This window comes from Mesorhizobium sp. B2-7-1 (assembly GCF_006440735.1).
GTDB lineage: Bacteria > Pseudomonadota > Alphaproteobacteria > Rhizobiales > Rhizobiaceae > Mesorhizobium.
Map to the genome: position 1 here is coordinate 1 of NZ_VFUA01000117.1, position 19,775 is coordinate 19,775.

Below are 19,775 nucleotides of genomic sequence, written 5' to 3' on the forward strand. Positions count from 1 at the left end.
TTTTCCGTCCGGAATTGCGTCAAAACAAAGAGATAGAGCGGTTCGCCGTTTCCGTGAAACGGTGAAACGCTCTAGGGATTGCTTCGGGAAACGGGTCCATGACGACGATTGCCGATGTTGCGCGTCACGCGGGTGTGTCCGTCGCAACGGTCTCGCATGTGATGAACCATACGCGCCATGTCGAGCCGGAGACGGCCGAGCGCGTGCGCGCCGCGATCACCGCGCTACGCTACAGTCCGAACTCGGTGGCGCGGAGTCTGCGGCGCGGCGAGACCAAGACCATCGGGCTCCTGCTTCCTGACAATTCCAACCCGTTCTTCGCCAGCGTGGCGCGGCAGATCGAGGATGCCGGCTTCGTCTCCGGCTACACGGTGATCCTGTGCAACTCCGACGGCAATGCCGAGAAGGAGGAGCGCTATCTCTCGGTGCTGATGGCCAAGCAGATCGACGGGTTGATCTTCGCCGGCTCGTCCGACCATGCGCGGGTGTTCGCCCGGCTCCTGCCCAGCGTGCCGGCGGTGCTGCTCGACCGCGAGATCCAGTCGGTCAATGTCGATTCGGTGCTGGTCGACCATGACCATGGCGGCTATCTGGCCGGCAGATACCTGGCCGGGCTCGGCCACCGGAAGATCGGCGTCATCGGCGGCCCGCGCGATTCGAGCTCCAGTCCCGCCCGCCTGCGCGGCTTCGTGCGCGCGCTCGAAGAGGCAGGCCTCGCGCTGCCGGCCTCGTCGATCGTCGATTCCGACTATCATTTCGCCGGCGGGCGCCTGGCGATGGAGCAGCTCATGGCCCGGGCGCCGGACATCACGGCGCTGTTTGCCTGCAACGACCTGATGGCGATGGGCGCGCTGACGGTGCTGCGCTCGCGCGGATTGCGGGTTCCCGACGACATCTCGATGGTCGGCTTCGACGACATCCCCTATGCCGTCACCACCTGGCCGCCGCTGACGACGATCGCGCAGCCGGTGGAAAAGATCGGCACGCGCGCGGTGAGCCTGCTGCTCGAGCGGCTGGGCGAGCCGGAAGCGCCCTCGCGCCGCGAGGTGCTGGCGCCGGTGCTGGTGGAGCGGGAAAGCTGCGCGGCGCGGCGGTAGCTCGTAATCTCCCCCCTCGAGGGGAGATGTCGCCGAAGGCCAGAGGGGGTCGCTGCGCGTGAAGCGCCAACCTCCATCTGCAGAAGCAAGCCGAGCCCAGTCGGACCGACCCCCTCTGGCCTGCCGGCCACCTCCCCCTCAAGGGGGGAGATTACCCACCCATTCCCTCAAGCCGCCGGCTCCAAGGCCGCCCTCTCCAGCATGCCGAACAGGTCGCGCGGCTCGTCGGGGTCGGCGAGCAGGTCGAGCTCCTCATAGAGGCCGGTGGCCTGGAGCTGGTCGCGGACATAGCGCAGCGCCGAAAAATCCTCCGTGGCGAAGCCGACGGAATCGAACAGCGTGATCTGCTTGGCCGTCTTGCGGCCCTCGGCCTTCCCGGTCATCACCTGCCACAGCTCGGTCACCGGATGGTCGGCGTCGAGCTGTTGGATCTCGCCCTCGATGCGCGTCTGCGGCGGGAACTCGACGAAGATGTCGGAGCGCAGCAGGATGTCGCGGTGGAGCTCGGTCTTGCCCGGGCAGTCGCCGCCGACGGCGTTGATGTGGACGCCGGAACCGACCATGTTGTCGGTGAGGATCGTGGCGTACTGCTTGTCGGCGGTCACCGTGGTGATGATGTCGACGCCTTCCACGGCATCCTGGCCGGTCGAACAGATGGTGATGTCGAAACCCTTGCCGGCGAGGTTGCGCGCGCATTTCTCCGAGGCCGAGCGGTCGATGTCGTAGAGCCGCAACCGGTCGATGCCGAGCAGCGCCTTGAAGGCGATGGCCTGGAACTCGGACTGGGCGCCGTTGCCGATGACGGCCATGGCGCGCGCGCCCTTGGGCGCCAGATATTTGGCGGCGACGGCGGAGGTGGCGGCGGTGCGCAGCGCCGTCAGGATGGTCATTTCGGTGAGCAGCATCGGATAGCCGGAGCCGACATCGGCGAGCACGCCGAAGGCGGTGACGGTCTGGCGGCCCTCGCGCATGTTCTTCGGGTGGCCGTTGACATATTTGAAGCCGTACATCTTGCCGTCGCTGGTCGGCATCAGCTCGATGACGCCGTCATGGCTGTGCGAGGCGATGCGCGGCGTCTTGTCGAACAATTCCCAGCGGCGGAAATCCTCCTCGACATAGGCGGCGAGCTCGGTGAGGAAACGCTCGACGCCGATGGCGAGCACGAGCTTCATCATGCGGTCGACGCTGACGAAGGGAACGATGGCGAGGCGCGAAGGCTGGGTCATGATCAGAGGCTTCCGGAGTGGCTGCGGGTTGGGCGGTCCATGATGCGGCGGCCCATCAGGCTGGCGGTCAGGTCGACCATTAGGGTCGCGGTGCGGCCGCGTTCGTCGAGGAACGGGTTCAGCTCGACCAGGTCGAGGCTGGAGACGAGGCCTGAGTCCGACAGCATCTCCATCACCAGATGCGCCTCGCGAAAAGTGGCGCCGCCGGGCACCGTGGTGCCGACCGCCGGCGCGATCGAGGGATCGAGGAAATCGACGTCGAGGCTGACATGCAAGAGCCCGTTCTCCTTCTCGACGCGGGCCAGGAACGCGCGCAGCAAGGGCGCGATGCCGTGTTCGTCAATGGCGCGCATGTCGTGCACGGTGACGCCCGCTTCAGTCAGCGCGCGGCGCTCGGCCGGGTCGACGCTGCGCAGGCCGATGGCGCAGATGCGGGCCGGATCGACGGCTTGCGGCAGGTCGGGGAAATAGCCCTGAAAACCGGCCTGCCCGCTGGCATAGGCGAGCGGCACGCCGTGCAGATTGCCGCTGGTGGTGGTGTCGAGCGTGTGGAAATCCGGATGCGCGTCGAGCCACAGCACGAAGAGCGGCCGGCCGCGTTCGGCGGCGCGGCGCGCCACGCCCGACACCGTGCCGGCGGAGATCGAATGGTCGCCGCCGAGGAAGATCGGCATGGCGTCCCTGGACGCGGCATAGGCGGTCTCGGCGATCGCCGCCGTCCAGGCGGAAATCTCCGGCAGCGCCTTCAGCGCGAGATTGCCATGAACGACGGCACGGGCCTGGGCCTTCTCGACCGCGCCCCAGTCCTCGACCTCATGGCCGAGCTCGGCCAGCACCGAGACCAGGCCTGCCGTGCGCAGCGCGCTCGGCCCCATTTCGCATCCCATCCTGCCCGCGCCGTCCTGCACCGGCGCGCCGACGATCCTGCAGCGCATTTTTTCTCACCTTGTGATTGATCGGAGCAGTGAACCATTGGCCGCTGGCGGTTTGAACAGCGAAAATTGGCATTTCGAGAAGAATGATTTATCATTTTAACCAAGCAACTTGACCGAAGTGGCAATCATGGATGCGCTAGACGAAAGACTGGTCACGCTGCTCAGGCACGATGCGCGGCGCAGCGTCTCCGACCTCGCCGTCGATGTCGGCGTCTCACGCGCCACGGTCAGGTCGCGCATGGAGCGGCTGGAAAAATCCGGCGAGATCATCGGCTACACGGTGGTGCTGCGCGCCGAGGCGGTCGACCAGAGGATCCGCGGCGTGATGATGATCGAGATCGAGGGCCATGCCGCCGACCGCGTCGTCAAGGCGCTCGGCGGCCTCGCCGAGGTCTCGACCATCCACACGACGAACGGCCGCTGGGACCTTGTGGTCGAGCTCGGCACCGCCACGCTGACGGATTTCGACGCGGTGTTGCGGCGTATCCGGCTGATCCCCGGCATAACGGGAAGCGAGACCAGCCTCTTGCTGGCGACGCCGAGGACGACGAGGGCGCGGCTGGCGTAGTCATATCGCGGGCCGAGGCTTGCTTGCGGACCCGCTCGCCCGTCACGGTTTCGTGAGGCTCGGGACGATCGACGGTCCAAAAGCGTTAGCGGTGCATAATATACGACTCGCCGGGTGCTCCAGAGACCCGAGCGCCCTCCTGAAATCCAATGCTTTTGGGAGAACACGATGAAACGTCTCCTCACGCCAATAGCAGCCGGCCTGTTCATGGCCTCCACCGGCGTGGCCTTGGCCGCAAACGTCCACAGCGTGACCGGCACGACAGGTCAGCCGAGCCAAACCATCGGCACGCCTCAGACAGGGGATGCCACGCCGGGCCACGCCGCCTCCGCTCCGGGTTCGGCCTTCAACCCGGACGGCAATGCGGGAACGCATTACGCAGGCACCCAGCCGCAGAACTCGAAGAACCCGAAGAGCGTGTCGCAATATGATGTGTCCGGGTTCCAGCAGTCCCACAACCATTAGGCGACGGGCATTCGAGCGGTTCACCGACGTTGGGGCGGCTTCAACCAATCCCCAGCGTTTGCGCTGATTTCACGCAAATGAGCGGCAGCACCGGTGTGAGGCGAAGGAAGGGCCGATCACACCGGCAGCCGCTTTACCAGGGCGGATGTTCGTCAGCCGTTCGGATAGTAGCCGCCGTCCGAGCCGTCGCCCATATAGGTTCCCTGGCCGGTGGCATTCTGCAGGCGCTGATCCAGTTCGTTGATCTGCCCGATCGCCGATCCGCCGCGCTGGATGCTGTCGGCCTGCTGCATCAGTTCGCGGGCCTTGCCTTCGGAGATCTTGCCGAGCTCCCTGGCGTCGCGGATACCCTGTTTCACGCCAAGCAGCTGCTCCGTCGCGGCTCTCGCCTCCGGATCCACCGGCACCGATGCCGTGGTTGTCGTGTCGACCGCGGCTCTATGGTGGCGGTGCACGGCATAGGCGCTGGAAAGCGGGATGGCCGCGAAGATCGAGGCGGCCACGATGATTTTGGGGGTGAAAGAACGCATGATGACATCTCCTCGTGCTGGAGGAAGCGGCAGAACCGCTTTTTCCGAAACGGGCCGTCCGGTCGCGTCGTGTCGCGGTCTGGCCATTCACCGCCGGCGTTTCTCGGCCCAAGAGGAGATATAGAAGCCGGCGCAACGTTGAAATGGATTGGAACGCAAACGTTATCCGATGTGAACTTGCGTTGAAATCGCGCAAGCGCGGTCAGGCGACGCTGGCGAAGCGGACCGGCGAGTTGTCGCCCTGCCCGCCAATTCCGGCATTGGCCCGGTCGGCAAGCTGCTCGGCTTCGGCGCGCGTCAACCCGATAAGCGGCCGTCCATCCATCTCCGCCGGGAGATCACAAACCAAATCGCAGACAAGCCAGTCGTCGCACGGATCCTGCATCACTGCGAACCTCATCGGCGCTCCTTGTTTTGGCGCGGCGAGAGCGGTCCAGTGCGCACGGAATCGCTGAACCGCCCTAAGTCCTTGTTCTGACACATGCGTCCGACCCGGAACCGCAGCGCGATTCCACGACACGCAAAGAAGTCCGAATAGAGTCCGATTGTTCCGGCTCAGGCCAGTAAAATATCGATAAAAGGCTGAAATATCGAGAAAGCACCGCCGGCCGCGGAGTCGAGACGAGTTCATTCGCCTGGCTGGCCAGCTCTTCCGCTTGCGCGCGCGTGAAGCCAAGCAGCACCATGTCCGGTATCTGCGCCGGGCAACCGGACCGCAGATCGTACACCATCCATTGGCCGCACGGATCCTGTAAGGCTGTGAACCTCATGGCCGTTTGTTCCAGCTCTTTGTTCTGACGCAATTCCGAACGGAAGATCGCGGCGAAGGCGCCGGACTCGGTTACGGCGAAGGCGCCGAACCTAACCGCTCACACTTTTCCGAATTGCACCAGCTATGCCCCAACGTAACGACTTGCGGGAATGCTCCCCGCGAGACTGCCCGGCCGGATTAGTTCCAGCACTTCCACTCAACATATAGTTGTCGGGCGTCCGGCAAAAGAGGCTCTACAGTCCCTTCGGCATGCGACCCAAGTCTGATGGGCGGTTGATATTTTCCAGACGGTGGATGCTACATGCCGGGGGAAGGATCGCCTGATCCGTGTGCTTGATCCCTTCGCGGGAGATCCGTGGCGGGAAGCGTTGGCGGCTTTTCGCCAACGGTCCGGGCGCTGCGGGCCCCGCTTGCAAGCCTCAAACGCGAAAAAGCCGCGGAGGTCCGCGGCTTTTCGTTTGCTTGCTTTCCTTGAGGAAACTGGAGCGGGTGAAGCGATTCGAACGCTCGACCCCAACCTTGGCAAGGTTGTGCTCTACCCCTGAGCTACACCCGCTCGCGCGGCCTAGGGCCGCAAGCCGCGCCTATATGGCCGAAGAGCGCGGCGATTGCAACAGGGAAATGACGGTCTTTTTGGCGCGAATTCCTGCCGCGGCGACGTTCGCTTCGAAAGCATCGAAGCGGCGCGAAACCGGACCGGTCACGAATCCGCATGCGAAGCCGCCGCCCGCCTTTCCCGGAATCGCAGCGGCGGCCTTGCCCCGATGGCACCGTTGGCCGTAAACGGCATGAGCCCTGTTCGACCGCGCGAGGACCGATGCCGAAGACCGAAGCCGAGCTCAACGAATTTCTTGCCGACCTCGGCATTTCCGTCTCGACGGTGCGGCACCCGCCGCTGTTCACAGTCGCCGATTCGCAAGGCCTGCGCGGCGAGATTCCCGGCGGCCACACCAAGAACCTGTTCCTCAAGGACAAGAAGGACAATTATTTCCTCGTCACCGTCGGCGAGGACGCCGTGGTCGACCTGAAGCAGATCCACCATTTGATCGGCGCCACCAGCAGGGTGTCGTTCGGCAAGCCGGAGATGCTGATGGAACTGCTCGGCGTCATCCCCGGCGCGGTCACCGTTTTCGGCCTGATCAACGACACGGAAGGGAAGGTCAAGATCGTGCTCGACCAGGCTTTGATGAGCCATGACGTCATCAACGGCCATCCGCTGACCAATGAGGCGACGACCTCGATCGCGGCCGCCGACCTGATCAGATTCGTCGAGGCAACCGGCCACGATCCTGTTATCCTGAAAGTCTCATGACCTTGAAGCTCCCCTTAACCTTGAAAGTCAGGGGCTGATCGCCACATGCAAGGCGGTTTTCGAAATCCGACAATGACGCGCCGGGCGCCGACGCCTTAAGAGCGCGACCGAAAGGGCGACAAGATGAGTGACAACAATCCGTATAGCGGCGCGTTCGGCGGCAATGGCGGCCAATACGCCCAGACGGTGCAGTATGGCGGCGGCGACCGCGCCAAGGTTTCGCTCGGCGACGCGCCGGCGGTGGCCGACCTGATCAAGGACACGACAACCGCAGCCTTCGCCGCCGACGTCATCCAGGAATCGCGCCGCCAGCCGGTGCTGGTCGATTTCTGGGCGCCATGGTGCGGGCCCTGCAAGCAGTTGACGCCGCAGCTCGAAAAGGCGGTCCAGGCCGCCGGCGGCAAGGTCAAGCTGGTCAAGATGAACATCGACGACCATCCCTCGATCGCCGGCCAGCTCGGCATCCAGTCGATACCCGCGGTCATCGCCTTCAAGGACGGCCAGCCGGTCGACGGCTTCATGGGCGCTGTTCCCGAAAGCCAGATCGCCCAGTTCATCCAGAAGGTCGGCGGCAAGGGCGGCGGCGCGCCGCAGATCGCGGACGCGCTTGCCGCAGCCGCCGAGGCGCGGACAGCCGGCGACCTCCAGACCGCGGCCGACATATACGATGCGATCCTCGAGCAGGCGCCGGAGACGATCGAGGCGGTCGCCGGCCTGGGCGAGATCCTGTTCGACGCCGGCGACGCGGAAGGCGCCGAAGCCGTGCTCGCCCGGGCGCCCGAGGACAAGAAGGACGCGCCGGCGCTGGCCGCGCTGCGCACCAAGATGACCCTGGCGGCGGAAGCGGCCGCGCTCGGCAATCCAGCCGAGTTCGAGCGCCGGCTGGCCGCCAACCCGGCCGACCATCAGGCGCGCTTCGACCTGGCGATGATCCAGAACGCGCGCGGCGAACGCAATGCGGCCGCCGACAATCTGCTGGCGATCGTCAAGGCCGACCGGACGTGGAACGAGGACGGCGCCAGGGCGCAGCTTCTGAAGCTGTTCGAGGCCTGGGGGATGACCGACGAGGCGACGCTTGGCGCACGCCGCAAGCTCTCGTCGCTGCTGTTCTCGTAGGGCGGCTTCGGCGTTTCACGGAATCGCCGAACCGATCCTGTTCCGACGCAATTCCAGACGGAAAACCGTTTCACACTTTTCCTGGAATTGCTCTAGGCTTTTTTTTGCGCAATTCCGGACGGGCACCGTACTTGTTTCGGGATTGCGCTCAAAGTTTTTTGCCAGCTGTCGCGGCCGGCGGGGTTGAGCGGCGGAGCGCCAGCGCCAGATAAGGGCTGTGCCGATCAAGAAGGGTTTGCCGGTGCGAGAGGAGATTGCAGGGTGATGCGCTTGCCGGCGTTGCTTTGGGAGGGTTGCGGTGCGCGTCGGTAACGCCCTCTACCGGCTCGCCAAGGATCTGCCGTCGGCAATCCCGGTGTTCCCGCTCGCCGGAGCGCTGCTTCTGCCCGGCGGCCGCATGCCGCTCAACATCTTCGAGCCGCGCTATCTGCAGATGATCGACCAGGCGATGGCCGGCCCGCGGCTGATCGGCATGATCCAGCCTAGCCTCGACGGCGCCTTGCGCGACGACGGCGAGCCGGAGCTGTGCAGCGTCGGTTGCGCCGGGCGCATCATATCGCTCGCCGAGACCGGGGACGGCCGCTACCTGATCTCGCTGCAGGGCGTGTGCCGGTTCCGCATCGTGCAGGAGCTCGCGGCAAAGGCGCCGTTCCGGCAGTCCAAGATCACGCCTTTTCTCGCCGATCTCGAGGAAGACCCGGCCGCCGCCGAGGTCGACCGGCCGGCGCTGCTCAAGGCGTTTCGCGCCTATCTGCAGGCCAACGACCTCGAGGCCGACTGGGAAAGCGTCAGCCGCGCCGAAAACGGCATGCTGGTCAACGCGCTGTCGATGATGGCGCCCTATGGACCGGCCGAGAAGCAGGCGCTGCTGGAAGCGCCGGACCTGAAGACGCGCGCCGAAACGCTGATCGCCATCACCGAAATGACGCTGGCACGCGAGGATGACGAGTTTGGGTCAAGCCTGCAATAAGTGCATCGATATTCAGGTGAGCCCGGCCTGCGAACGCCGGCTTCCTGCGCTTCCGGTGCTCACGTACTTCAAGTACGCTCCGCTCCGGTTCTCGGAAACCACCGTTTTCGGCTCGGCCTGACCTGAATCTCAACACACTTAGCGCCGGGGGAATTGGACAATGGAAAAGTGCGATGCCGGCGGACGGACGTGACGCTCGAAAAGCCGAGGTCGACCCGAAGCTGCTGGAGCTGCTGGCCTGCCCGCTGACCAAGGGGCCGCTGACCTGGGACCCAGAGCGCAGCGAGCTGGTCTCGCGCGTGGCGAAGCTCGCCTATCCGGTGCGCGACGGCATCCCGGTCATGCTGCCATCGGAGGCGCGCACGATCTCGGCCGAGGACATGCTGGCGCCACCGACGCCGCGGTTGAGCGGGCCGTCTTAGGGCGGGACGTCGCAAGCCTTCGAGGTTGGCGGAGGCGCTCGTGACTACCTAACGCTCCTGCTGCACGAAAATCCAAAATGCCGGCGGGACAGCACCCCTCTCTGTCCTGCCGGACGTCTCCCCCGCAAGGGGGAGATTGGCAGCTTCGGCGCTGCGCCTTACTGAAAATTCCGTCCCTTGGGCATGACTTGCCGCGCGGTGCTCGACAGCGCCGCGATGTCCTGGCGGACCGGCAGGCCACGGTTTGCGGCGGACGCCGGTCCAACCGGCCGTTCGGCGGGATCATGCTCGATGACCGGGCGATTGGCGGACTCCAGCAGCACGCTCAGCCAGGAGGTCAGATCCTCGATCCGGTCGGCGACGATGTGGATGACGTCCGATTCATGCTGCAGCTTGCCGGTGACGCGGATGAAGCGGGCGCCCATGACGATGGAGCGGAAGCGGTCGAAGACGCGTGGCCAGATGATGACGTTGGCGATCGACTTTTCGTCCTCCAGCGTGAGGAAGATGGCATTGCCCTTGCCCGGGCGCTGGCGCACCAGCACGAGGCCGGCGACGGAGACGCGGCGGCCGTCGCGCACCGATGGCAGGCGGGCATTCGGGGTGATGCCGGCGCGATCCAGCCTTTCGCGCAGGAAGGCGACGGGATGTTCCTTCAGCGACAGGCCGAGCGAGCGGTAGTCATGCACGACATGCTCGCCGAGCGGCATTTTCGGCAGTTTCGTTTCCGGCTCCAGCTCGCGCAGGCTGAGCGACGGCTGGTCGAACAACGGCAGCTTCTCGGCGGCGCTCTTGCCGTCGAGCGCCCGCACCTCCCAGAGCGCGGCACGGCGGTCGAGGCCGATCGAGCGGAACGCGTCCGCCTGCGCCAGCTTCTCGATCTCGCCGACATCGAGGCCCGACCGCAGCCAGACATCCCTGACCGAGCGATAGCCGTCGCTGCGATGCGCGACGACTATATCCATGCGTTCCTCGGACAGGCCCTTGATCTGGCGGAAGCCGAGCCTGACGGCATGCGCCGTTTCGATGACGCCGCGCATCGAGGCGTGGCGTTCGAGGATGCGCGACGGATCGAAGGCGGTTGCTTCCAGCGTGCAGTCCCAGACGGAATGGTTGATGTCGACCTCGCGTATCTCGACGCCATGGTCGCGCGCGTCGCGAACGAGCTGGGCCGGCTGGTAGAAACCCATCGGCTGAGCGTTCAGGATCGCGGCGCAGAACACGTCGGGATAAAAGGTCTTGAACCAGCAGGAGGCGTAGACCAGCAGCGCGAAGGACGCGGCATGGCTTTCGGGAAAGCCATATTCGCCGAAACCCTCGATCTGCTTGAAGCAGCGTTCGGCGAACTCCTTGTCGTAGCCATTGCCGACCATGCCGTCGATCATGCGCTGGCGGTAATTGCCGATCGTGCCGGTGCGCTTGAAGGTCGCCATGGCGCGGCGCAGCTCGTCGGCCTCGCCCGGACGGAAGCCGCCGGCGACGATGGCGATCTTCATCGCCTGTTCCTGGAACAGCGGCACGCCCAGCGTCTTGCCGAGGATCTTCTTGAGCTCAAGGCTGGGATAATTGACCGCCTCCTTGCCCTGCCGGCGGCGTAGATAGGGATGCACCATGTCGCCCTGGATCGGGCCGGGACGCACGATCGCCACCTCGATGACGAGGTCGTAGAAATTCTCCGGCCTGAGGCGCGGCAGCATCGACATCTGCGCGCGCGACTCGATCTGGAAAACGCCGAGCGTGTCGGCCCTTTGGATCATGGCGTAAACGTCCTCGTGCTCTTCGGGGAGGGTGGCGAGCACGTAAGGTCGTCCAAAGGGATCCCGCGCCCGCGGATAATGGTCGGTGAGCAAGGTGAAGGCGCGCTTCAGGCAGGTCAGCATGCCGAGCGCCAGCACGTCCACCTTGAGGATCTTCACCGCGTCGAGGTCGTCCTTGTCCCATTCGACCATCTTGCGTTCCTCCATCGCCGTCTTGACGATGGGCACGACCTCGTCGAGCCGGTCGCGGGTGATGACGAAGCCGCCGACATGCTGGGAAAGGTGGCGGGGAAAGCCCATGATCTCGTTGGCGCGTTCCAGCACCTGCCTGGACAGCGGGTCGGTGCGGTCGAGGCCGCCGGCATTGGCCTCCCTTTCGCCGAGCTCGGAGGTCGACCAGCCCCAGATGGTGCTGGACAGCGCGCTGCGCACGTCCTCCGACAGGCCCATGGCCTTGGCCACCTCGCGTAGGGCAGAGCGGCCGCGATAGCTGATGACGGCGGCGGCCAAGGCGGTGCGCTTGGCGCTGTATTTCGCATAGATATAGGCGATGACCTCGTCGCGCCGTTCATGCTCGAAATCGACGTCGATATCGGGCGGCTCGTTGCGCTCCTCGGAGATGAAGCGCTCGAACAAGGTGTCGATGCGCTCGGGGCCGACCTCGGTGATGCCGATGCAGAAGCAGATGATCGAATTGGCGGCCGAACCGCGGCCCTGGCAGAGGATGTCCTGACTGCGGGCGAATTTGACGATGTCGTGGACGGTCAGGAAATAACGGGCATAGTTCAGGCGCTCGATCAAGCCGAGCTCGCTGTCGATGCGTTTCAGCACATAATCGGGAATGCCGGCCGGATAGCGTCTTGCCGCGCCTTCGCGGGCAAGGCGTTCGAGCTCGGCCTGCGGCCCCAGCCCGGATTCGGTCGGCTCGTCCGGATAGTTGTATTCGAGATCGCTGAGCGAAAAACTTAGCTCGTCGGCGAGGCGCAGCGTCTCGGCCAGCGCTTGCGGGTGGCGGCGGAAAAGCCGCGCCATCTCCAACGGCGGCTTCAGATGGCGCTCGGCATTGGCGGTCAGCTCCAGCCCGACGTCGGAAACCGGGGTGTTGAGGCGGATCGCGGTGAGCACATCCTGCAGCGGGCGACGCTCGGCGGCGTGATAAAGCACGTCATTGGTCGCCATCAGCGGAACGCGGGCATGCTCGGCCATCGCCGCCGCCTGCTCGATGCGGAAGCGGTCATTCCCGGCATAATTTGGCGCCACGGCAAGGCGGAGCACCGAGCCGAAGCGATCCTTAAGCCGGCTAATGAATGCCAGATTGCCATCCGCGTCTGTCGACAGATCTGGCAGGATCGCCAGCGACATCCGATCGCCCCATTCGAGCAGGTCGTCGAGCTCGAGCAATGTCGCGCCCTTCTCGGTTTCGTCGCGCAGATTGGCCTGGGTCAGCATGCGGCAGAGATGGCCCCAGCCCTGGCGGTCGCGGGGATAGGCCAGAATGTCCGGCGTGCCGTCGCCGAATACCAGGCGGCAGCCCGGGTGATAGGCCATCTTCTCCACCTTGGCCTGCTGCCAGGCGCGCACGACGCCGGCCACGGTGTTCCTGTCGGCAAGGCCGATCGAGGCAAAACCATGGAATTTCGCCGTGACCACCAGCTCCTCCGGCTTGGAGGCGCCGCGCAGGAAGGAGAAATTCGAGCTGATGCCGAACTCGGCATAGGGGATGACGGTCAGCGCGTTCATGCGAACACCCCATGCATGAACCAGCGCGGCGGCGCGGCCTGCGGCGCGGTGCTGTAGAGACCCTGGCGGTAGAGCCAGTAGCGGCGTCCCTCGCTGTCCTCGATGTGGTAATAGTCGCGGGTCGGCGCCTCTTCCTCGCCGGGCAGTTGCCGCCACCATTCGGCGGCGATGCGTTCCGGCCCCTCGGCGCGGGCGACGCGGTAGAGCGCGCGCCGCCAGCGGAAATTCATCGGCGGGCCTTCCGGGATCTCGGTCGCCGGCACCTCGATCGGCTCGGGCGAGCGGAACAGGCGCACCGGCCGCTCCGGCGGATAGATGGTCATCGGCGGCGCTGTTCGGGGCAGCGCCGCCCGGCCGGCCGCCGGCGCGCGCCTTTGCGGCGCCTCGGCGAAAGGCACGGTCTTGACGGCGCGTTCGGGCAGATGGCTTTCGACGACCACCGGCTTCAGCACGGCGGCCTCGCCGAGGCGGGCGCGGACGCGGTCGGCGAACAGCGCGATGTCGGCGTCATCGTCGTCCGCCTCGCCGGTGAGGTCGCCCTGCAACATGTCGAAGGCGGCGACCGACAGCACGGACAGCCGCACGAGGTCGAAGCCGAAGCCGGCATCGATGCTCTGCTCCAGCGCGGTCAGCCGTTCGTGGAACAGTCTTTGGATCAGCCGCGGCTCGCGCATCGGGCGCGAGGTGCCGACGGCGATGCGGCTGACGGCGCCGTCGACGCGGAAGAGAAGCAGCGCCAGTGTCCTTGCGCCTTCGCCGCGCCGTTCGAGGTCGCTCTTCAAGGCGACGGCAAGGCGGCTCACCAGCCGCTCGATCTCGTCGGTGAGCACGACCGGCTCGGCAAGGTGGCGCTCGACCGAGAGCGGCGCGACGGGAAGGCGCGGCGACACGGCTTCGTCGAGGCGGCCGAGCGCCTGGTCGAGGCGCAGAAGAAGAGAGGCGCCGAAGCGGCGGGCGAGCGGCGCGCGGGGTGCTGCCATCACCGCGCCGGCGGTGCGCAGGCCGACGCTCTCAAGGCCGGCGCGGGTCTCCGGCGCGATGCGCAGCGCCGACAAGGGCAGCGGCGCCAGCAGCGCCTCCTCCTCGCCGCCGGCCACGATACGGTCGCCATGGAAGCGCGCCGCCGCCCAGGCGGCGCCGGGGGTCGAGGCAAGGCCGGCGCGGACATCGAAACCCTGCTGGAAGAAGCGGGTCAGGATCTCGTCCTGCATGGCGCGCTCGCCGCCGAACAGATGCGTGCAGCCGGTGACGTCGAGGAACAGCCCGTCCTCGGCGTCGATCGCCACCAGGGGCGTGTAGCGGTCGCACCAGTCGGCAAGGCCTTCGAGCAAGCGGCGGTCGGCTTCCGCGTCGGCCTCCACCACATCGATCGAGGGGTGCATGGCGCGGGCATCGGCAATGCCCATGCCGCGTTTCAGCTTCAGCGCCTCAGCCCGCTCGTCGAGGGCTGCGATGCGCTGGGTGTTGTTGTCGCGATGGCTGATCACCAGTGGCAGGTGCTGCGAGGGCCGGGAACGCCAGGACCGCCCCAGACGCTGGCGCAGGATCCGTTCCGCGGCCAGATGCGGGAACCACAGCGACAGAATTCTCTGTTCTTTCTGCAAAAGCGTGCTCATTTGGGTTCCACTCCAGTGTGAATTGTCCGGGCAGGGCCGTGCGGCTCTTGCCGATATCGACTTTGAAGGCGGGGCGGCCGATCGAGCCGGCGAGCGGCCCGGCGACTGTCTCGCGGCTTGCCGCGGGCGCCGCCGAAACAATGAGGCGCACGGGCGCGGCGGTGGGGTCGGCCTCGCCCGCCTGGCGCAGCAAAAGCAGCGGCCGGCTGGCGTTCTGGGCGCGGGCGTGCAGCCGGCGCGTGGCGGTGAGGTCGAGCCGTTGCGGACTGCCGCGGACTTCCAGAATGACCGCGGCGAAGGCGGTCATGCGGGCGGCCTCCTCGGCGATCCATAGCGCATCGAGCAGCTTGGGCGCCTCGGAGAACAGCAATTGCTCCGGCTCGATGCCGAACAGGGCGTGCAGCCCCCTGGCATAGGGAAGGCCCGCCTCGTGAAAGATTTCCGCCGTGCCGACCCACAGGATCGGGAGGCCCTGCTTCTCTTTGAGGATGAGGCTCACGAGCGAGAGCGCGAAGCCGGCGACAGTGCCGGCATCGCGGGTTTCCAGGCCATGGATTTCGCTGAGCGCCGCCCTGGGCAGGCCGCCGCCAAGGGCGGCGTCGAGGCGCTCGATGCCGGTGCGCAGGAAGGCGTCCGCCGCGGCCACGGCAAGGCCGCGCCGGACGATCGTCATGTCCGATCCGGTAACATCAGCAGGCGCGCCAGGCGCCGGCGCTTGCAGGCGCTCGGGCAGCGTTCCTTCGATCTTCGCGATCTGGCGGCGCAGGGCAAAAACAGTGTCCCGCGCCACGGCACTCATCGCCATGACGTTCACTTCCGGCAGCAATTGTTCCTGTTATGTTCCTATAGATTCCAGAGGCGCCCGGAAGAGTCAAGCAGAGTCACAAGGAATTTATTCCTTCACCTTTTACCGTGAAAGCGGACGCCCGGCCGGCTCATTTGCCTCTATCGGCGCGAAAGCCTATATGCCGGGATCAAAGGACATTTCATGGCCCGTATCTATAAGACACGCACCTGGCACGATCAGCTCTCGCCGTCGATCGACGAGATGGAGCTTCTGGCGTTGGAGGCCTATGCCCATCTGCCGGACGAGTTCCGCAAGCTCACTGGTGAGATCATCATCCAGATCGCCGATTTCCCGACCGACGAGATCATGGACGACCTGTCGCTGGAGACGCCCTTCGACCTGCTTGGCCTGTTCGAGGGACGCGGCATCGCCGAACGCTGGAACCCGCAGACCGGCGAGGGGCCGAACCGCATCACGCTCTACCGCCGCGCCATACTCGACTATTGGGCCGAGAACGAGGAGACGATGGGCGACATCGTCACCCATGTGCTGATCCACGAGATCGGCCACCATTTCGGCCTGTCGGACGACGACATGGAGCGCATCGAGGAAGCCGCCGAGCAGGCGGCGGCGAGCTGAGCGAGAAGGGGCGCGCCCGCACCCGAACGTGCGGCCCTACCCCTTCCGCAGCGTCTCGACATCGGTCTTGCCGACATACCAGTCGCGGGCGTTGACCTCCTCGAACACCACCCAGACATCGTTATTGCTAAGCCCGGTGGCCTCCATGATGGCCGATGTCACCTTCTTGGCGATGTCAGCCTTCTTGCCGGCCGGATCGGCGGCGATCACTTCCTTGACGATGCGGATGTTGACGAATGGCATTTTTCTCCCTCCCCTTCAGTTGCTTGCACGGCCGAGACTGTTTCGAAATTCGCTCCGGCGAGTCATATGATGGTGGTTTCGAGAACCGGAGCGGAGCGGACTTGTGGGTCCGTGAGCACCGGAAGCGCAGAAACCGCCATCAGATGGCCGCCGGAGTAGAATTTCCAAACAGTCTCGCTCAATAGGTTTTGGCCCCGTTCACCATCAGCCGCACCATGTAGAGCGAGGTGGTGCCGGCGATGTAGAGACAGTTCAGCTTGTTGCCGCCGAACACGCAGTTGGCGGTCACCTCCGGCACCTTGACCTTGCCGATCAGCGTGCCGTCCGGATCGTAGCAGTGGATGCCGTCGGCCGCGCTGGTCCAGATGCGTCCGTCGGAATCGAGCCTGAAGCCGTCGAACAGCCCGGCGGTGCAGTCGGCGAAGACCTTGCCGCCGGAAACCTTCCTGCCGTGCTTGCCGACGTTGAAGACGCGCATATGCGCCGGGTTCTTCTCGCCATGCGTGCGGCCGGTGTCGACGACATAGAGCAGGCTTTCGTCGAGCGAGAAGGCGAGCCCGTTCGGCCGCACCATGTCGGTGATGACGGCCTCGACATCGCCGGTCTCCGGATCGACGCGATAGACGTTGCAGGCGCCGATCTCGCTCTCGGCCTTGTCGCCCTCATAGTCGGTGTCGATGCCGTAGCTCGGGTCGGTGAACCAGATCGAGCCGTCCGAGCGCACCACCGCGTCGTTGGGGGAGTTCAGCCGCTTGCCCTTCCACTTCTCGGCGATGGTGGTGATCGAGCCGTCGAATTCGGTGCGGCTGACGCGGCGGCCGGAATGCTCGCAGGTCACCAGCCGGCCCTGGCGGTCGACCGTGTTGCCGTTGGAATTGCCGGACGGCTGGCGGAACACGCTGACGCTGCCGTCGGTCTCGTCATAGCGCAGCATGCGGTTGTTGGGGATGTCGGACCAGACGACATAGCGGCCGGCGGCAAACCAGGCCGGCCCTTCCGCCCAGCGGCAGCCGGTGAACAGCTTTTCCACCTGGGCGCTGCCGTTGAACAGGCGCGCGAAGCGCGGATCGAGAACGTCGTAATAGTCTGCGGCCGCCATGCATTTTCCTCCCGGCACTCACGTGACGGGCGGATCAAGCCAGTCCGAAGGCGATCTGGCAAGACGGCAGACCAGGAATTTGTATGACAAAACAGATGAGAACTGCGTGAAGCGGACCGGCCTTGCGGGCCGCGCCCGACGCATGGCCCGTTAGCCCGCGGTTAACCGGCTATGCGCTGGCTGCAATGGTGCATTGCAACATCTTTCTTTTGCAATGCACCATTCCTATGTCATCCTCACAATCGTCAGGGAGGAACAACCGGCCGCGCCAATGCGGCATTAAAGGAACCCTGTCATGTTCGACAATCTTGTCTCCCGCGCCCGCGCCAGCATGGCCAAGCGCCGCCACTACAACCGCCTCGTCGCCGAAATCGAGAACCTGTCCAGCCGCGATCTCGCCGATCTGCGCGCCGACCGTTCCGAGATGCTCTACCAGGTCCACAAGCAGATCTACGGCTAAGTCTTTCCGGTCGAGGGGAATTCCCCCTCACCCGGATCGCCAACCGAATTGCGAAGGGCAATTCGGGGCAATCCGACCTTCTCCCCCAGGGGAGAGGAGCAGGTAATCGCCGGCGCCAACCTCTTCTCCCCTCGGGGAGAAGGTGGCCGCGTAGCGGCCGGATGAGGGGGCGCCTAACCAGGCGCCGCCAGCGCTTTCTCGATCTGCGGCAACAGCAACGCCCTCACGGAGTCGGGCGTCAGCGGCCCGACATGCTTGTAGGCGATCTTGCCGTCCTTGCCGATGACGAAGGTCTCGGGCACGCCATAGACGCCCCAGTCGATCGCCGCGCGCCCGGCCGGGTCGACGCCGATCGCCTGATACGGATTGCCGAGGTCGCCAAGGAAGCGGCGGGCGTTTTCGGGCTGGTCCTTGTAGTTCAGCGCGGCGAGCGTGAAGCGCTTGTCCTGCGACAGGCCGAGCAGCACCGGATGCTCTTCGCGGCACGGGGCGCACCAGGACGCGAACACGTTGACCAGCGTCACCTTTCCGGCAAAATCTTTTGACTCGAGCCCCGGCAGGCTCGTCCCCTCGAGCGGCGGCAGATCGGTCCGCGGCGCCGGAAGGCCAATCAGCGCCGAGGGGATTTCCGAGGCGTCGCGGCCCGAGAGCAGCTGCGACAGGAACAGCCCGGCCAGCCCCAGGAACACCAGCAGCGGCAACAGCACGAACAGGCGGCGGCGCGGCGCCGGGGCTTCGGTTTCGATGCTCATGACGTTTCGATGCTCATGACTTGACGGCCTTGTCGGAGCGTCGCCGCACGCCAGCCGCTTCCAACGCCGCCAGCTCGCGCTTGCGCGCCCGCTGGTCGAGCAGGATCCAGCCGACCAGCCCGGCGAGCACGACAGCGGTGATGGCATAGGCGGCGGTGACGAACAGGGCGTGCGCGCTCATATCGGCTGCGCCCCGCTTTCCATCGTGCCAATCGTTGCGATCATGTCTTTCCCATAACCTCGCTCGGGCCGGTCCGCAATTTGTCGCGGTGCCGCAGTGGAGGAACGTCTTCCTCGCCTCAATCCGTCCCGTGCCGCAGCGCCAGCGCCGCCGCCAGGGGACCGAGCACCGCAAGAAACAGCGTCAGCGCGGCAAGAATGAGGAAGGGCTGCAGGAACGGCGCCGGATCGGCGACGGCGCCATAGCTCGCCGAAACGCCGAAGATCAGCACCGGAATGGTCAAAGGCAGCACCAGCACGGAGATCAGCAGCCCACCGCGCGGCAGCGCCACAGCGACCGCGGCGCCGGCGGCACCGATGAAGGTGATGGCCGGCGTGCCGATGAGAAGGGTGAGCGCGGTGGCGCCGATGCCCAGCGGCTCCATGTTCATGAACAGGCCGAGCAAGGGCGCCGCGACCACCAGCGGCAGCACGCTGCCCGTCCAATGCGCCAGGCATTTCGTCAGCACCGTCAGCGCCAGCATGTGGCGGTCGCCGTTGAGCACCAAAAGGTCGAGCGAGCCGTCCTCGCGGTCGGCCTGAAACAGCCGGTCGAGCCCAAGCAGGCAGGCGAGCAGGGCGGCGATCCATAGGATCGCCGGGCCGATGCGGGACAAGAGGTTGAGGTCGGGGCCGACGCCGAAGGGGATGGTGACGATGACGGCGAGGAAGAAGATGACGCCGGTCAACGCGCCGCCGCCGGCACGGATGGAAAGGCGGATGTCGCGGAGGAAGAGAGCTAGCATGATTTGAGACGCCTGCGCCTAGGCCCCCCTCTCTGGCCTGCCGGCGCCGGTCCTTCGCTGTCGCTCCGGGCGTTCGTCGTTCGGAAAGCCAAGCAGTTGGCTTTCCGTCCGCTATGCGGACCACTCCTCACCCCCCTCAAGGGGGGAGATTGGATGTCACTTCGGCCTTCGCCAATTTTCAACGTAAGAAGGTTGGCAGAGCGCCCGAACTCCCGATCTCCCCCCTTGAGGGGGAGATGCCCGGCAGGGCAGAGAGGGGGGCGAAGGATCGCCAACCTCAACCGGCTTCCCCCATCCCCAACAC

21 protein-coding genes and 1 tRNA gene are annotated in these 19,775 nt (G+C 65.7%); 9 read left to right on the forward strand and 13 right to left on the reverse strand.

Annotation, left to right across the window (positions count from 1 at the left end):
* Positions 1–98 precede the first annotated feature (98 nt).
* Positions 99–1,097, forward strand: a complete 999-nt coding sequence (locus FJ471_RS29305; protein ID WP_140808522.1) for a substrate-binding domain-containing protein — start codon at positions 99–101, stop codon at positions 1,095–1,097.
* A 167-nt stretch (positions 1,098–1,264) separates the two neighbouring features.
* Here the strand turns inward: FJ471_RS29305 and FJ471_RS29310 are convergent, their stop codons facing one another.
* Both FJ471_RS29310 and rocF read right to left on the reverse strand, forming a co-directional pair.
* Entirely contained in the window at positions 1,265–2,323 is a 1,059-nt protein-coding gene (locus FJ471_RS29310) for an ornithine cyclodeaminase (protein ID WP_140808524.1), read from the reverse strand.
* Between the two features lie 2 nt (positions 2,324–2,325).
* Positions 2,326–3,258 (reverse strand): arginase, encoded by a 933-nt coding sequence (gene rocF, locus FJ471_RS29315; protein ID WP_140808526.1) that lies wholly within the window; start codon positions 3,256–3,258, stop codon positions 2,326–2,328.
* 127 nt (positions 3,259–3,385) lie between these two features.
* Between rocF and FJ471_RS29320 the strand changes: the two genes are divergently transcribed.
* Both FJ471_RS29320 and FJ471_RS29325 read left to right on the forward strand, forming a co-directional pair.
* Positions 3,386–3,826 (forward strand): Lrp/AsnC family transcriptional regulator, encoded by a 441-nt coding sequence (locus tag FJ471_RS29320; protein WP_140808528.1) that lies wholly within the window; start codon positions 3,386–3,388, stop codon positions 3,824–3,826.
* A 168-nt stretch (positions 3,827–3,994) separates the two neighbouring features.
* Positions 3,995–4,291 (forward strand): adenylate cyclase, encoded by a 297-nt coding sequence (locus FJ471_RS29325; protein WP_140808529.1) that lies wholly within the window; start codon positions 3,995–3,997, stop codon positions 4,289–4,291.
* Positions 4,292–4,443: 152 nt separating this feature from the next.
* Here the strand turns inward: FJ471_RS29325 and FJ471_RS29330 are convergent, their stop codons facing one another.
* The 3 genes from FJ471_RS29330 to FJ471_RS29340 form a co-directional block, all read right to left on the reverse strand.
* Positions 4,444–4,821, reverse strand: coding sequence for a hypothetical protein (locus FJ471_RS29330; RefSeq protein WP_140808531.1), 378 nt, complete (start codon positions 4,819–4,821; stop codon positions 4,444–4,446).
* A 202-nt stretch (positions 4,822–5,023) separates the two neighbouring features.
* Positions 5,024–5,221, reverse strand: a complete 198-nt coding sequence (locus FJ471_RS29335; protein ID WP_140808533.1) for a hypothetical protein — start codon at positions 5,219–5,221, stop codon at positions 5,024–5,026.
* A gap of 853 nt (positions 5,222–6,074) precedes the next feature.
* Positions 6,075–6,149, reverse strand: a tRNA-Gly gene (locus FJ471_RS29340).
* A 261-nt stretch (positions 6,150–6,410) separates the two neighbouring features.
* Here FJ471_RS29340 and FJ471_RS29345 point away from each other — a divergent pair.
* The 4 genes from FJ471_RS29345 to FJ471_RS29360 all read left to right on the forward strand — a co-directional run bounded on the left by FJ471_RS29345 (position 6,411) and on the right by FJ471_RS29360 (position 9,413).
* Positions 6,411–6,905 carry a prolyl-tRNA synthetase associated domain-containing protein gene (locus FJ471_RS29345; protein ID WP_140808535.1) on the forward strand — a complete coding sequence of 165 codons (495 nt, stop codon included), beginning with the start codon at positions 6,411–6,413 and terminating at the stop codon, positions 6,903–6,905.
* A 123-nt stretch (positions 6,906–7,028) separates the two neighbouring features.
* Complete coding sequence (gene trxA / locus FJ471_RS29350) at positions 7,029–8,021, forward strand: thioredoxin (RefSeq protein ID WP_140808539.1); 993 nt, start codon at positions 7,029–7,031, stop codon at positions 8,019–8,021.
* Between the two features lie 298 nt (positions 8,022–8,319).
* Positions 8,320–8,991 (forward strand): LON peptidase substrate-binding domain-containing protein, encoded by a 672-nt coding sequence (locus tag FJ471_RS29355; RefSeq protein WP_140808541.1) that lies wholly within the window; start codon positions 8,320–8,322, stop codon positions 8,989–8,991.
* A 173-nt stretch (positions 8,992–9,164) separates the two neighbouring features.
* Entirely contained in the window at positions 9,165–9,413 is a 249-nt protein-coding gene (locus FJ471_RS29360) for a Trm112 family protein (RefSeq protein WP_140808543.1), read from the forward strand.
* A gap of 158 nt (positions 9,414–9,571) precedes the next feature.
* On the opposite strand, the gene FJ471_RS29365 is transcribed toward FJ471_RS29360, so the two are convergent.
* Genes FJ471_RS29365 through FJ471_RS35430 form a run of 3 tightly spaced genes read right to left on the reverse strand, consistent with a single transcriptional unit; the run spans position 9,572 to position 15,331 of the window.
* On the reverse strand, positions 9,572–12,910 hold the full coding sequence (locus FJ471_RS29365; protein ID WP_140808545.1) for an error-prone DNA polymerase: 3,339 nt from the start codon (positions 12,908–12,910) through the stop codon (positions 9,572–9,574).
* A complete protein-coding gene (locus FJ471_RS29370; protein ID WP_140808547.1) occupies positions 12,907–14,397 on the reverse strand; it encodes a DUF6504 family protein in 1,491 nt (496 codons plus the stop codon). The genes FJ471_RS29365 and FJ471_RS29370 overlap by 4 nt, the downstream gene beginning before the upstream one ends.
* Complete coding sequence (locus FJ471_RS35430; RefSeq protein ID WP_140808559.1) at positions 14,339–15,331, reverse strand: hypothetical protein; 993 nt, start codon at positions 15,329–15,331, stop codon at positions 14,339–14,341. Before FJ471_RS35430 ends, FJ471_RS29370 begins: the two co-directional genes overlap by 59 nt.
* A 183-nt stretch (positions 15,332–15,514) precedes the next feature.
* On the opposite strand from FJ471_RS35430, the gene FJ471_RS29380 reads away from it, so the two are divergent.
* Complete coding sequence (locus FJ471_RS29380) at positions 15,515–15,952, forward strand: metallopeptidase family protein (RefSeq protein WP_140808549.1); 438 nt, start codon at positions 15,515–15,517, stop codon at positions 15,950–15,952.
* A 36-nt stretch (positions 15,953–15,988) separates the two neighbouring features.
* On the opposite strand, the gene FJ471_RS29385 is transcribed toward FJ471_RS29380, so the two are convergent.
* Complete coding sequence (locus tag FJ471_RS29385) at positions 15,989–16,195, reverse strand: 4-oxalocrotonate tautomerase family protein (RefSeq protein WP_128259601.1); 207 nt, start codon at positions 16,193–16,195, stop codon at positions 15,989–15,991.
* Positions 16,196–16,373: 178 nt separating this feature from the next.
* On the reverse strand, positions 16,374–17,294 hold the full coding sequence (locus FJ471_RS29390; protein WP_140808551.1) for an SMP-30/gluconolactonase/LRE family protein: 921 nt from the start codon (positions 17,292–17,294) through the stop codon (positions 16,374–16,376).
* A gap of 295 nt (positions 17,295–17,589) precedes the next feature.
* Here FJ471_RS29390 and FJ471_RS34970 point away from each other — a divergent pair, with 295 nt between their 5' ends.
* Entirely contained in the window at positions 17,590–17,754 is a 165-nt protein-coding gene (locus tag FJ471_RS34970) for a hypothetical protein (protein ID WP_181177681.1), read from the forward strand.
* A 173-nt stretch (positions 17,755–17,927) separates the two neighbouring features.
* Here the strand turns inward: FJ471_RS34970 and FJ471_RS29395 are convergent, their stop codons facing one another.
* The 3 genes from FJ471_RS29395 to ccmB all read right to left on the reverse strand — a co-directional run bounded on the left by FJ471_RS29395 (position 17,928) and on the right by ccmB (position 19,471).
* On the reverse strand, positions 17,928–18,506 hold the full coding sequence (locus tag FJ471_RS29395; RefSeq protein WP_140808553.1) for a DsbE family thiol:disulfide interchange protein: 579 nt from the start codon (positions 18,504–18,506) through the stop codon (positions 17,928–17,930).
* Positions 18,507–18,519: 13 nt separating this feature from the next.
* Entirely contained in the window at positions 18,520–18,687 is a 168-nt protein-coding gene (ccmD, locus tag FJ471_RS29400) for a heme exporter protein CcmD (protein WP_040987904.1), read from the reverse strand.
* A 118-nt stretch (positions 18,688–18,805) separates the two neighbouring features.
* Entirely contained in the window at positions 18,806–19,471 is a 666-nt protein-coding gene (gene ccmB / locus FJ471_RS29405) for a heme exporter protein CcmB (RefSeq protein ID WP_140808556.1), read from the reverse strand.
* Positions 19,472–19,775: the final 304 nt, after the last annotated feature.